This is a genomic window from Acrocarpospora pleiomorpha, from assembly GCF_009687885.1.
GTDB classification, from domain to species: Bacteria; Actinomycetota; Actinomycetes; order Streptosporangiales; family Streptosporangiaceae; genus Acrocarpospora; species Acrocarpospora pleiomorpha.
Genome location: NZ_BLAF01000027.1, coordinates 75,349 through 88,943, shown reverse-complemented (window position 1 = coordinate 88,943; position 13,595 = coordinate 75,349). Strand labels below are relative to the sequence as shown.

Here is a 13,595-nt window from a genome sequence, read left to right as displayed (position 1 = left end):
GCGCGTAGTCGTGAATCGGCTCAGTCGCCGAGTGCCTGCGCGAGCTGGCGCCGGGAGGTCACCCCGAGCTTGCGGAAGATCTTGCGCAGGTGGTAGTCGACCGTGTTCGCGCTGATGAACAGCTGGGCGGCGATCTCGGCGTTGGTGGCGCCCCGGCGGGCCAGCCCGGCGATCGTCATCTCCTGCGGCGTCAGCTGGTTGGCCGTCTCGGGCGAGCGGGCCCGGGCGCGCTCTCCGGTGGCCAGCAACTCCTGGCGGGCCCGCTCGGCGAAGCCGGCCGCGCCCATCTCCTCGAACATGGACAGCGCGAAGCTCAGCTGGTCGCGAGCGTCCCTGCGCCGCTTCCCCCGGCGCAGCCACTCGCCGTACAGCAGGTACGCGCGGGCCAGCTCGCCGGGTGCCCTGACCTGGCCGAGCAGGCCGATCGCCTGGCGGTAGAGCGCGTCGGCGTGCTCACCGTAGGCGAGCAGCGCCTGCGAGCGGGCCAGCACGCCGAGCCCGCGTGCCGAGCCGCTCGCGGTCGCCCGAGTCGCCAGCGTGCCGGCGGCGGACTCGGCCAGCACCCGGTCGCCGACGCGGACGGCGGCCTCCACCAGGTCGGGCAGCAACCGCGTGTGCATGGCCATCCGGTCCTTGCCCACCAGGCCCTGAAGGATTGCGCTGGCCTCGATGTAGTCGCCCCGGCTCAGCGTCAGAATGCTCAGGCCGATCCGGCCGATCGCCTCCACCGCGCCGTTGCCCAGCAGCGTGGCCGCCTCCATCGACCGCCGCAGCGCCGCCGGGACCGTGTCGTTCTCGGCCCGCCACGCCAGCAGCTCCGGATGCCGGTAGATCTCCCACATGTCGGCGGTCGCGCCGATCGCCGAGCGAATGTGGTAGTCCTCCCGCACCAGCGCGTCCGCCGTCGCCAGGTCACCGAGGATGGTCTCGTGCATCGACCAGCAGTACAGCGCGATGTCGAGGTAGAACAGCGCCCCGGTACGGCGGGCGACCTCCGCGGCCTTACGCATGAGGGCGGACTGCGCGTCGTCGTCCCACAGCACCATGGCCATGGTGACGGCCAGTGAGAACTTCTGCAGGAGCTCCTCGTCTGAGGTGATCGGGTCGAGCAGCGCGGCGACCGCCTGCCGCAGATGCGGCACGGCCGCCTCGTAGCCGTCGAGGATCAGCACCGAGAAGGCGCGCATGACCGGATCCGCCTCGACCAGCGACAGCCCGGCCTGGGCGATCTCCGCCAGCGTGGTGCCCTCGATGAGGTGCTCGGCCGTCACGGCCCGTTCCGCGGCCTTGACCAGCGCGTCGTTGGCCAGCCCCGGCGCCTGGCCGGCGAAGGCCTTCGCGGCGGCCAGGCACAATGCCGGCGCCTGGCCGAACGCGCCCGGCGCGCCCAGGGAGATGGGCGCGGTCGCCCGCACCATCAGCACCCGGCCCCGGCTGACGTCGTCGAGCGAATCGAAGTCCAGCGCCTCCAGGAGCGTCTGGGCCTGCAGCGGCGCTCCGCCGTTGAACGCGGCCTCCGCCGCCGTGATCCGGCGCCTGTCCTGGTCGGCTCCCTCGGGGGTCAGCTCGGCGGCGCGGGCCAGGAAGGTCGCGCGGGCGGCGAATCCGCCGCGACCGCCGGCCCGGTCGGCCGCGCGTTCCAGCGCGGCGGCGACGCTCTCGTCGGGCCCGATGCAGGCGGCGGCCAGATGCCAGGCCCGCCGGTCTGCGTCGGCCGGGCGGGTGGTGGCGGCGGCCAGCGCGCTGTGGGCGTGCCTGCGCGCCACGCTGGTGGCGCCGCCGTAGATCGCCGAACGGATCAGCGGGTGCCGGAACTCCGCGGCGGTCCGCAGCGCCACCAGACGCGCGGACTCGGCCGGTCCGGTGGCGTCGGCGTCGATCCCCAGCCGCCGGGCCGCGCCGGTGATGTGACCGAGGTCCCCGCTGGGTTCGGCCGCGGCCAGCAGCAGCCAGGTCTGGGTGGCCTGCGGCAGTTCACGTACCTGACGTAAGTAGTGCTCCTCCAGCCGGAGGCCCACCGGCAGCGGGTCAGGCAACGACAGTCCGCCGCTCAGCTGGTCGGCCGACAGCTCCCGGCCCAGGTCGGTCAGGGCGAGCGGGTTGCCGGCCGTCGCGGTCACGATCCGGGCCGCCACCCGGGCGTCCAGCCGCCCGCCCACGACCGAGTTCAGCAGGTCCAGCGCGTCGGTCTCGGCCAGGCCGGTGATCTCGGCGGCCGGCAGGCCGGCCAGCCCGTGGAAGTCGGGGCGGGCGGCGAACACCAGGCCGATGCCCTCGGCGTGCACCCGGCGGCCGACGAAGGCCAGCACGCCGAGCGACTCCTCGTCCAGCCACTGGGCGTCGTCCACACAGCACAGCACCGGCTCCCGCGCGGCGAGTTCCGCCAGCAGGTTCAGGGCGCCGAGCCCCACCAGGAACCGGTCGGCCGGCGGCCCGTCGGCCAGGCCGCAGGCCACCCGCAGGGCCGTACGCTGCGATGGGGCGAGCCCGTTGGGCTCTTTCAGTAGCGGCAGGAGCAGGCGGTGCAGCGCGGCGAACGCGAACGCCGCCTCCTCTTTCACTCCGGCCACCCGGAGCACGCGCACGCCGGGCGCGTGGGCGGCGATATGGTCGAGCAGGACGGTCTTGCCGATGCCGGCGTCCCCCCGCAGGACCATGGTCCCGCTCAGGCCCTCGCGTAACCGGGCCACGAGAAGATCGAGCGCCTCGCGTTCCCCAGCCCGTCCCGTGATCATTCAAACGCCTCTCAGCTGGGCCTGATGGACCGAGCGTGCGTGATGCGAGGCAATTGAACCAGTGCCGTTCCCACCTGACCAGATTCCCTGCTCGGGCACGAGGCCACGGCAGCTACATCATCAGCCAGTACGCCGACGTGGAACGCGCCATGAAGGACCCCGATCAAGTCGTTCGTCAGCCTGCCGCTGGCGGCGGGCGGCGAGACCACCACCTGCCTGGTACGCAACCTGCTGGACAACCCCGCCCAGCTGGCGGTGTGGCGGGACTCCTGCGTCCTTGTGAGCCGCTAGGGGCGTGGGCCGGGAAACCCGTTGGGAAACTGTCGGGGGTCGGTGATAGAAAACAGGTTCGATGTTGTCGCTGACCTGTGGCCGAGGGGAGCCGTGCTGTGACGACCGGTAGCTCGGAGTTCTCCGTTTCGGGTCCGTCGTATGACCGGCGTGGGCCGGTGCGGTGGCTCTGGTCGCATCTGCGCCGCCATCCGATGCATCTGGTCGGGTTCCTTGGCGGGTCGCTGGTCATGGTGGTGCTCAACGCCGCGGTTCCGCAGCTTACCGGCGCGGCCTTCGACGCCGTGCTGGGAGAGCGGGGGGAGCCGTCGTCCGCGTTGGGCCTGATCGCGCTCGGGCTGCTGGCGATCGTGACGGCTCGTGGCCTGTTCGACCTCGTCGCGCGGCTGTCGAGTGAGGTTCTGGCCAAGCGGCTGGAGCGTGACGCCCGCGACGAGCTCTACGTGAGCCTGCTGGGCAAGAGCCAGACCTTCCACAACCGGCAACGGGTCGGCGATCTCATGGCCCGGGCCGCCAATGACATCCGGCAGCTCTCCATCATGGTCACGCCGGGCGCCGATCTGATCGTCGACTCCGGGCTCAACGGCCTGGTGCCCTTCTTCTTCATCGGCGTGATCGACCCGCGCCTCCTGCTGGTGCCCACAGTCTTCGCGGTCGCCTTCGCCTTCTCGCTCTGGCATTACATGCGGCAGCTCAACCCGGTGGCGACCCGCATGCGCGAGCAGTTCGGCGACCTGAACGCGGGGCTGAGCCAGGCGGTGCGCGGCATCGAGGTCATCAAAGTGACCGCGCAGGAAGGGCAGGAGCGGCGGCGGTTCCGGTCCCAGGCGCGCCTCTACCGTGACTCTTTCGTCCGCAACGGTCTGGTCCAGGCCCGCTACCTGCCGACTCTCCTGTTCGCCTTCGCGATGGCCGGGGCGTTGTGGCATGCCCTCTCCCTTCAGGCCGCGGGAGCCATCACTATCGGCGAGCTGGTCGCCTTCATGGGGCTCATGAGCATGCTGGCCTTCCCGACCCAGATGTCGATCTTCACCTTCTCGATGCTCCAGATCGGCATCGTGTCCTCTCGCAGGATCCTGAGCATCATCAACTCCGAGATGGAGCTGGAGCAGCGGGCCGACGGCCACACCGCGCCCATCAGCGGGGAGATCGTCTTCGAGGACGTGACGTTCGGCCACGAGGAGGGGGAGCCGGTGCTGCGCGGGGTGACGTTCACCGTGCGCCCGGGCGAGACGGTGGCGATCGTCGGCGAGACCGGCTCGGGCAAGAGCACGCTGACGAAGCTCGTCCCCCGGATCTACGACGTCACCTCGGGCCGGATCCTCGTGGACGGCGTCGACGTGCGCGACTGGGATCTAGATTCGCTGCGTTCCCAGATCTCCACCATCGAGCAGGACATCGTGCTCTTCTCCCGGTCGGTGGCCGAGAACATCGCTTTCAGCCAGGGCCAGCGGGCCGATCGCGAGTCCGTCGTCAGGGCGGCGGAGGACGCCCAGGCCGCCGAGTTCGTCGCCGAGCTCGACGACGGCTACGACACGGTCATCGGCGAGCGCGGCGTCACCCTTTCGGGAGGTCAGCGCCAGCGCCTGGCCATCGCGCGGGCGCTGTTGACCGACCCGGCCATCCTTGTGCTCGACGACTCGACCAGCGCCATCGACTCCGCCACCGAAGACAAGATCCAGCAGGCGATCGGCCGCGTTCTCGACGGCCGTACCACGCTCATGATCACCCATCGTCTCTCCCAGATCCGCTGGGCGGACAAGGTCCTGCTGCTCAGGCGCGGCGAGCTGGTCGACTACGGCACACACGACGAACTGCTGGCGCGCAGCCGCCTCTACCGGCGCATCTTCGCCCACTACGACGAGGTCACGGACACGACCGGAGCGCCGGTCCTGGCGAGCGAGCAGGGAGGGGCGCGCTGATGGGCTTCCTCATGGACGGCCTCGACGCCGAAGATTACGACCGCGGCTACCGCGACCGTGACCTGCTCCGCCGAATCGCGTCGTACTTCCGGCCGAAGCTGGGTGCGATGTTCCTGGTGGCCGTCATGATCGTGCTGGCCTCGACGAGCCAGGCGGCCATGCCGCTGGTGGCCAGCTGGGGTGTGGACGCGATCGAGGACGGCACGATCGGCGAGGTGGGCTGGCAGCTCACGGCGGCGCTCCTGCTCGCCGGCGCGCTCGGCTGGGTGTTCAACTTCGTGCGGCAGGCGTACAGCGCGAGAGTCACCGGCGACGTCGTCCTCGGCCTGCGCGAAGACGCGTTCGACGCGGTGCTGGAGCGCGATCTCTCGTTCTACGACGAGACGCCGTCAGGCAGGATCGTCAGCCGGGTGACGTCCGACACCGACGACTTCGCCACGGTGTCCACGCTGACGATGGACCTGATCAGCCAGGTCCTGATGGTGGGCTTCGTCACCGTTCTGCTGTTCCTGCGCAGCATCGAGCTCGCCCTGCTGACCCTGCTGGTGGTGCCGGTCGTGATGGGCCTGGCGCTGCTCTTCCGGCGCCTGGCCAGGGCCAGCACCCGCAGAGCGCAGCGCTCGCTGAGCCGGGTCAACGCGAACCTGCAGGAGACCATGGGCGGCATCGCGGTCGCCAAGAACTTCCGCCAGGAACAGCAGGTCTACGACGAGTTCCGGCCCATCAACCGGCAGAGCTACCAGGTGACGCTCAGGCAGGGGTTCGTCTTCTCCACCATCTTCCCGGTGCTCTTCCTGGTGGCCGGGCTGGCGACGGTCGCGCTCGTGCACCTGGGCGGCACAGCGGTGCTAGCGGGCGGCCTGTCCGCCGGTGACTGGTATCTCTTCCTTCAAGGGGTGGCGCTCTTCTGGTTCCCGCTGACGTCCATCGCCGCCTTCTGGTCCCAATTCCAGCAGGGCCTGTCCGCTTCGGAGCGGGTCTTCGCGTTGATCGACGCCCCGCCCCGCGTGGTGCAAACCGCCGCGGAGCCCGCCGGGACGCTGGCGGGCCGCATCGAGTTCCAGGACGTCACCTTCGGCTACGACCCGGCCAGTCCCGTGCTCCGGGATTTCAACCTGATCATCGAAGCCGGTGAGACCGTGGCGCTCGTCGGACACACCGGTGCGGGCAAGTCGACGCTCAGCAAGCTGATCACCCGGTTCTACGAGTTCCAGGAAGGCCGCCTGCTGATCGACGATCACGACGTCCGCACCCTGGACCTGGCCGGTTACCGCCGGCAGATCGGCGCGGTCCCGCAGGTCCCCTTCCTGTTCAGCGGCACGGTCGCCGACAACATCCGCTACCCGAGACCCGAGGCCGACGACGAGGAGGTGCTCGCCGCCGCGGCGGCCGTCGGGGGCGGCGACTGGCTCGACGCCCTGCCCCACGGCTTGCTCACCGACGTCGGCGAACACGGCCGTGCCCTGTCCATGGGCCAGCGCCAGCTCGTCGCCCTGGCCCGCCTGCTGATCCAGGATCCGGCGATCGTGGTCCTCGACGAAGCCACAGCCAGCGTCGACCCATTGACCGAGGCCCAGATCCAGGAAGGACTCGACCTCGTGCTGGCCGGCCGGACCTCAATCGTCATCGCGCACCGGCTGTCCACGATCGAGCACGTCGACCGCATCATCGTGCTGGACCACGGCCAGATCGTGGAGGAAGGCGACCACGCGACCCTCCTGGCTCGCGGAGGCCGCTACTGCCAGGTCTACAACACCTACTTCCGCCACCAGTCCCCTAACTACCGGGCCGGCACCGGATTCGTCCCCGTCGGCAACCCAACGCCGCCGCGATAGCGGGTAGCACCGCCGATGATGACCATGGACTGGCACCTACCCACCGATCCAGTTAGATCCAGTTAAAGGTGAGACAAGCGGCTCGTGTGGCGGAAACTGGACATCCTTGGTTCGCCTGTGATGCGACGGAAAAGCTCGATCATGATTTGCCGACGTCAGAGCGAGGTCGTCCCGACGGGGCCGACCCAGCGCAGGTCCGGCAGGTTGACGACGATCGCCTCCTGCGTGGTGCGCGCGATGACGACCACGGCCTCCTCTTCGGAGTCGGGGTTCTCCTCACGGTGCGGCACCCACGGCGGAACATAGATGTAGTCGCCGGGACCGGTGCGCAGCGTGGTCTCGCGTGGCTCACCGTCGCCGGTCTCGTCGAGGAAGACGAACTGCGGATGGCCGCTGACCACATAGATCCCTGTCTCGGAGCGGCCGTGATGGTGGTTGGCGGATGCGGTGGCCGGTGCGACATGGGTCTGCCCCATCCACAGGTTCTCCGAGCCAACGGTCCTTCCCGACACCGCCTCCAGTCGCCGCATGCCATCGGTCTGCGCCGTATGCCCAGACAGGGACGTGCGCTTCACCTGGTACAGACTGCGATGGAATCCGTCTTCTGAGACACTCACGTGCGGCCTCCTTCGACAGCGCGCCAACGGTACGACACCGAGGCCACGCTCTCGCTGCCATGAAATAGATCCTTTAGCCCGATGGATACCCGCCGGGGCGACAGGTGCTCACCGCGCTGACGCCCGCACCATCGGTATGGTGGCGACGATCGCAGGACAGCGCCGCCACGTCCGCACCCTCATGATCGTCTCGTTCAGTCTATCTACCGGGATTAAGGATCACCTACAGGGCCAGCGAGGGCGCCGACGGGCCACTTCGGAGACCGTCGCTCACCCGAGCGCTTCGGGAGGGACAGCATGCCGCTGCGAAACATGAATACGGTGATCAGGTAGAGATTCCCCGCAGGCTGGAACCGCTCAGCCAAGCCGACCAAGCCTTGAGTCATCGTGGATGGTTCTCATTCATCCGTACGGCTCCCGCCTGCCTTCGCGGAGCCGTGCACGTTCCGCTAACTCATCCAGCACACGCGGCGATTCAGGTAATGTCCGGACTGTGAAGCTGGCTTCCCGAATCGCCGCTGCCGGAGTCTGTTTCGTCACGCTGACGGGGTGCTCCTCCGAACCACCACCACCGACACTCGCGATGGCGACCCACAATTTGGTGACCGATGGCGAAAAACTTCTCGCGTCTTATCTGGTCCAGCGTGTGGGACGGTTTCGGATAACCGAAAAAGCCGAAAAGGATTCGGATACCGCCTGCGTCCCCGGGTCGAAACAACGATTCTTTCGCGCGCAAGGGACCTTCCTCAATCCAGAACGGCCAGATCCTGGCCTCGCGGCGGGAGCGGCTCAAGGCGCACTTCTCGTAATGAACTACGACAAACTCGTTGACAATCTCGATTTTTGGGACAACGACTTGTCAGTGGTCGTCTTCCATAAGCCCGAATCCGCGGTGACATTCATGGTCGCAGCACGGATTACTGAACCACACATCCTGATCGTCGGTAAGACCGATTGCATCAAGCCTGGCGAGTGACGGTCTCTGGAGAGTGACGGTCTACTCTCACGACGTGGGCAGCATCGCGGTCCCGCGAAGCTGCTCGGCTGTTCGCCGAAGATTCCGCGCGGTCATCCTGCATGTTTCGACAAGTTCGGCCATCCCCTTGTCGAGGTGATGTGACGCGTCAGCGAACCTGTCCGCGGCGCCTCCTGTCCAATACCCGCCGCTACGGCCGGGACCCATGAGAATACCCTTGAACACCACCTCAAGCTCTCCTGCGCGGCTCTCAAATATCCTGGCCAAAGCCTCCTTCTCCATCGCTTCCTGAAGAATCCGGTGCGGATTACCTGCCACGGCTTTATCCTCCTCGGGCCTCAAGCGCCTTTACCAGCGCAGGGTAGAGGCGGCCTCGAAATGCCTGCCAGAGCTGCTCTCGATCTTCAAGTGTGAGTGCATCATGCCCGTGGCGTGACAGTGACTTCTCCAATTCCCTGACCTCAAAGTCGATAATCCTCTCAGCCACCACTCCGGCCGTTTCGGGGGTTCCCGCGTCGAGGCGACCTTTGAGGAGGTCACCCACCGCGTCTTTCGGGCCGTTGGTGTAGTAGTCGACCGCAGTGCTGTCCAGTGGGCTGGCATCCTTGAAGAGCCGGTTGAGGCCGAAGGTCACCGGCAGAAGAGCGGCATCAGCGATCAGGTCGTTGAACTCGTCGTCGTTGAACTCGGCGTAGGTGGAACCGCCCAGCAGCAGATTCGACAGCCCGCCTGCCTCCGCGCTCAGCCGGGTGTAGTCGGCGCGTTCGGCCGGATCAGAACTGAAGGGATGGGCCTGGCCGATGTCCAGACCCCGGACATACGCGTGGAAGTCAGACTGCAACGTCTTGGCGGTTTCCGGGTCCTGCATGAGGGCGCCCACGAACCGGGCCGCCACATCCTCGTGTAAGTCCTTCCAAGGACCGGACGGGACCAGGCCCAGTTCCGGAGAATCGGCGTAAATTTGGCCGCGTGCCAACTCGCCCAGGTACGGTGTCAGGTTCTTGGCTAAGGCTTTGTTGATAGGTGAGTTCTCAAAAGAGGCGAAGTGGCCGGACGGATTCTCCGTGCCGTCATAGCCGACTGCGTTGATCAGATTGATCCAGGCGCGTTCGCGCGTCGCCGCCGAACCGATGCCAGAATCCAGCGCGCGGCCCAGAGCCGTGGCGAGCAGGGCAGGGAATTCACTGGTCCCGGTGCCCTTGACCAGTTGGGGCCGGAGCAACTTCCCGGCGATCTCCTCGTGCTCGGCCAGGAGCTTCTGCAGGGCCCCGGGGTTGGCGGTGTAGGCGCGGGCCACCAGGACGCTGTTCCAGTCCGGGCCCATCATTAGGGGGGCCGAACCGGTGGCACGCGAGCCGAACTGGCGGACGCCGACCTCGTTGAGGAAGGGCCCGGAAGGGCGGGCGAGCGCCACTATGGCCGACAGGGTGGCCGGATCGGCGCGCGCCAGGACGTTTTCCCGCCAGCCCGCCGGAAGGCGGTCGGATGCCTCCGCGGCGGTGAAGGCGGTTGCCAACGCGCCCAGCGACTCTTGTGCCGTGGCCCAGATCTCCGCGCGGAGACCGCGGCGTGGGCCGGCGGTGTGGAAATCCATCCACTTCCCGAAGATCGTGTGCACGGTCTCGACTCCGCCCAGCGCGCGTAGGAACGCTGCCGCGTAGGCGGGATCGCGCGTCTCGTCGAGGCCTGCGGCGGCCAGCGCCGCATCCACCTTCGCCCAGGACTGCGGCGTGTCCTCCGTCTGGTGAGCGGCTAGCGCGTCGGCCAACGTCATGCCCGCGCGCTTCCCCGCCGCGGCCGCCTGCTCCTGGCTCACGAACGGCAGGCTCACCGTCGTCAGGCCGAGTGGCCGATCGGGCAGCACCTGCTGCAGCACTTCAAGACGCCATCGCAGGTCCGCTTGCGAGTCATGAAAGAACGCCCATGCCCGGTGCATCGCCGTGATCCCGCCTGCACCGGCCCAATCCGCGCCCGCCTCGGCGATCGCGGCCTCCAGCCCCGGCCGTATCCCCGCCAGAATGCTCTTCCCCGATTCCAACCGCCGGATCAACGCGTGCACCCCGGCTGGGTCCATCCCCATGAACTCGGCCACTGCGCCTCCCGCACCAGAGACTAATCAGCCCAGCCCAGGTGGTCCGCCAGACCAACGACATGGAGCCCCAGGTACTTAAAGAGTTGCTATGGAGCTACATGCGTGAATTTGTGCTGGTCTGATCACCTTCAACGCTTGGGATCAAGTACCTGTGCGTCTCAGTGTCCGAGGAGCTCCGTCAACCTGGCCGGGAGCGTGGGTTCTGGTCAGGGTGGTGTAGCGGGTGGTTAGGTCGCGTTCGGCTTTTTCGGTGAGGGTGCCGAGGAGGCGGAGGCGGGATAGGCCCCCGTCGGGGTAGATGTCGAGGCGGGCGTGGGTGATTTTGCGGGGGCTGTCGAGGCGGAAGCGGTGGGGGGTGTCGGGTTGGAGGCGGGTTTTGGGGAGGAGGGGGAACCATTTCGCGGTGGTGGGGGGGATTTCGGCGCGGGAGTCGGTGGCGGTGATGGCGGCCCAGCCGGGGGCGTTGAAGAGGAGGTTGGTGGTGTCGAGTTCGGCGATGGCGACGCGGCCGGGGGCGGGGAGGCGAACGATCAGCCAGTCGTTGGCGTTGTCGCGGCGGCGGGCGGTTTCCCAGCCTTCTGACTGGTTGCGGGCCAGGCCGGGGGCGATGACGTTGGCGGGGGTGGAGTAGAACTCGTTGGAGCAGGCGACGATGGTGGCGCCGTTCTGGAGGGCGGCCAGGTCGATGGTGAGGCCGGTGAGGAAACGGGGGTCGGGGACGACCTCGCCGTGGACGCGGAGGCGGGCGATGCCGCCGTCGGGGAAAATGTTCAGGCGGACGTGGGTGAAACGGCGGGGGTCGGCGACCTCGAACTCGTGGGCTGCGTCGCCGTCCAGGGCGACTTTGGGGACGATTTCCACCCAGTCGGTGAGTTCGACGGGGGCGAGGTGGCCGTCGGCGGCGCAGGCTTCGACGGAGGCGTACGGCGGGTAGTTGCCCTTGAACCAGGCGGTGTCGATCACTATGCCTTTGATCACTCCGGGGAGGCCGAGGCGGATGATCGCCCAGTCGAAGCCGGGGGCGCGGCGGCGGCGGGTTTCCCAGCCGTCGTAGACCTGGCCTTTGGGGCCGAAGGTGTGGGCTTGGAAGAGCGGGTTTCCGGGGCGGATGAGAGCTTCACGTTCGGCGAAGGATTCGTCGTTGGCGGCGATGACGGCACCCCCATATGTCCGCAACGCCAAGTCTGGAAATTTCGTGAAATCAGCCATTGGTGCCTCCAAGGTTGGTCATGTCCGCCCAACCAAATGCGGTCGTGATTAGTGCGCTGTGCCCGGCACAACGGCGGGCCGAGTGACAGTCCTGCGTGATCATGTTGGCTGGCCCTGAGCGAGACCATCGCGAATGGAGCGCTGCGCCCGAACACAAACAACAGGCACGATCCCGGGTGACCACGTTGATTGGCCCTAAGCGAGACCATCGCGAATGAAGCGCTGCGCCCGAACACAAACAACAGGCACGATCCCGGGTGACCACGTTGGCTGGCCCTGAGCGAGACCGTCGCGAGTGGAGTGCTGTACCCGAGCGCGAACGACGAGCACGGTCCGTCGTGATCATGGTGTCCGTCCGGAGCGGGAGCGTCGCGAATGGCGTGGTGCGTCCGGATACCAGTGACGGGTCGTAAGTTCGCGTGATCATGATTGTTGGTGTGGGGCGAAGAGGAATTGGCCCTGGGCATGGTCGTTGAGGGTTTGGCCGCGTAGCCAGGTGGTTTGGACGAGGCCTGTGAGGTTGTGGCCGTCGTAGGGGGTGATGGGGTTCTTGTGGTGGAGTTTGGTGGCGTTCACGGTGAATTGGCCGGTGGGGTTGAAGGCGACCAGGTCGGCGTCGTTGCCGATGGTGATCGTGCCCTTGGTGGGGAGGCCGATGAGGGCGGCGGGGGCGGCGGACATCCACTTGGCGACGTCTGGGAGGCCGTACCCGCGGGAGAGGGCTTCGGTCCAGATGATGGGGAGGCCGAGTTGGAGGGAGGCGATGCCACCCCAGGCGGAGGTGTAGTCGTGGGTGGTCAGGCCTTTGAGGTCGGCGGGGCAGGGGGAGTGGTCGGAGACGATGCCCATGAGGGTGCCGGTGGCGAGGCCGTGCCAGAGGGTGTCGCGGTTGGTGGACTCCCTGATGGGAGGGCAGCATTTGAAGGCGGGGCTGGTGACGTCCTCGGCGCTGAGGGTGAGGTAGTGGGGGCAGGTTTCGGCGGTGACGCGGATCCCGGACTGCTGGGCGCGGCGGAGGGGCTCGACGCAGGATCCCGCTGAGATGTGAACGATGTGGGCGCGACAGCCGGTCAGGGCCGCCGCGTCGATCACGCGTTCGACCGCGCGGAGTTCGGCGTCTTGGGTGCGCGAATCCAGGAATTCCGGATATGTCGGGCCGAGAGGGTCGGTGAGGGTGGCGGGGTCCTCCGCGTGCACGATCAGCAGGCCGTCGAGGGTGGCCAGGCGGCGCATCGCCTCGATGAGCCGGCCGGGGTCGAGGGCGGGGAACTCGTCGACGCCGGATGGTGAGAGGAAACATTTGACTCCGAAGACGCCGGCGGCGAGGAGGGGTTCGAGGTCGTCGAGGTTCGTGGGGATCGCGCCGCCCCAGAAGCCGACGTCCACGTGGCACTGGCCCTCGGCGGCCTTCTTCTTGATCTCCAGGGCGGACACCGTGGTCGTGGGCGGCAGCGAGTTGAGCGGCATGTCGACGATCGTGGTCACTCCCCCGGCCGCCGCCGCCCGGGTCGCGGACGCGAAGCCCTCCCAGTGGGTACGCCCGGGTTCGTTCACATGCACGTGCGTGTCCACCAGGCCGGGCAGCAGCGCGACCTCGCCGAGATCCACCGTCTCCCGCGCGGGCGGCGGCTCGTCGTAGTCCGCGAGGGCCGCGATCCGCCCATCCCGTACGGCTACCGCCAGCGCCCGCTCCCCATCCGGCACAACCACGCGCCGAGACCGCACAACCAGGTCGAACTCACTCACCGATATCCCCCAACCGCCAGCAATCGCTCCCCACCCGGGACAACCGCCGAAACCGCACGACCAGGCCGGACTCGCTCACCGATATCCCCCAACCGCCAGCGCCCGCTCCCCACGCGGGACGACCGCCGAGACCGTACGACCAGCCGGGACTCACTCACCAATATCCCCCAAC

Annotated in this window: 9 protein-coding genes; 3 read left to right on the top strand and 6 right to left on the bottom strand. The window is 67.9% G+C overall.

The window, feature by feature from the left end; genetic code table 11:
- Nucleotides 1–20 precede the first annotated feature (20 nt).
- Entirely contained in the window at nucleotides 21–2,735 is a 2,715-nt protein-coding gene (locus Aple_RS24100; RefSeq protein ID WP_155346952.1) for a helix-turn-helix transcriptional regulator, read from the bottom strand.
- 389 nt (nucleotides 2,736–3,124) lie between these two features.
- Between Aple_RS24100 and Aple_RS24095 the strand changes: the two genes are divergently transcribed.
- Nucleotides 3,125–4,948, top strand: a complete 1,824-nt coding sequence (locus Aple_RS24095) for an ABC transporter ATP-binding protein (RefSeq protein WP_246264739.1) — start codon at nucleotides 3,125–3,127, stop codon at nucleotides 4,946–4,948.
- Nucleotides 4,948–6,783, top strand: a complete 1,836-nt coding sequence (locus tag Aple_RS24090) for an ABC transporter ATP-binding protein (RefSeq protein ID WP_155346951.1) — start codon at nucleotides 4,948–4,950, stop codon at nucleotides 6,781–6,783. The genes Aple_RS24095 and Aple_RS24090 overlap by 1 nt, the downstream gene beginning before the upstream one ends.
- Before the next feature lie 155 nt (nucleotides 6,784–6,938).
- Here the strand turns inward: Aple_RS24090 and Aple_RS24085 are convergent, their stop codons facing one another.
- Nucleotides 6,939–7,400 carry a cupin domain-containing protein gene (locus tag Aple_RS24085; protein WP_246264738.1) on the bottom strand — a complete coding sequence of 154 codons (462 nt, stop codon included), beginning with the start codon at nucleotides 7,398–7,400 and terminating at the stop codon, nucleotides 6,939–6,941.
- Nucleotides 7,401–7,893: 493 nt separating this feature from the next.
- Here Aple_RS24085 and Aple_RS24080 point away from each other — a divergent pair, with 493 nt between their 5' ends.
- The gene (locus Aple_RS24080) at nucleotides 7,894–8,376 is read left to right on the top strand and encodes a hypothetical protein (protein ID WP_155346950.1); all 483 of its coding nucleotides are present in this window, start codon (nucleotides 7,894–7,896) and stop codon (nucleotides 8,374–8,376) included.
- Nucleotides 8,377–8,403: 27 nt separating this feature from the next.
- On the opposite strand, the gene Aple_RS24075 is transcribed toward Aple_RS24080, so the two are convergent.
- The 4 genes from Aple_RS24075 to allB form a co-directional block, all read right to left on the bottom strand.
- On the bottom strand, nucleotides 8,404–8,694 hold the full coding sequence (locus tag Aple_RS24075; protein WP_155346949.1) for a WXG100 family type VII secretion target: 291 nt from the start codon (nucleotides 8,692–8,694) through the stop codon (nucleotides 8,404–8,406).
- A gap of 4 nt (nucleotides 8,695–8,698) precedes the next feature.
- Nucleotides 8,699–10,468, bottom strand: a complete 1,770-nt coding sequence (locus tag Aple_RS24070; protein WP_155346948.1) for a hypothetical protein — start codon at nucleotides 10,466–10,468, stop codon at nucleotides 8,699–8,701.
- Between the two features lie 141 nt (nucleotides 10,469–10,609).
- Entirely contained in the window at nucleotides 10,610–11,677 is a 1,068-nt protein-coding gene (gene alc, locus Aple_RS24065; protein WP_155346947.1) for an allantoicase, read from the bottom strand.
- A gap of 423 nt (nucleotides 11,678–12,100) precedes the next feature.
- Entirely contained in the window at nucleotides 12,101–13,423 is a 1,323-nt protein-coding gene (gene allB, locus Aple_RS24060; RefSeq protein WP_155346946.1) for an allantoinase AllB, read from the bottom strand.
- Between the last annotated feature and the right edge of the window lie 172 nt (nucleotides 13,424–13,595).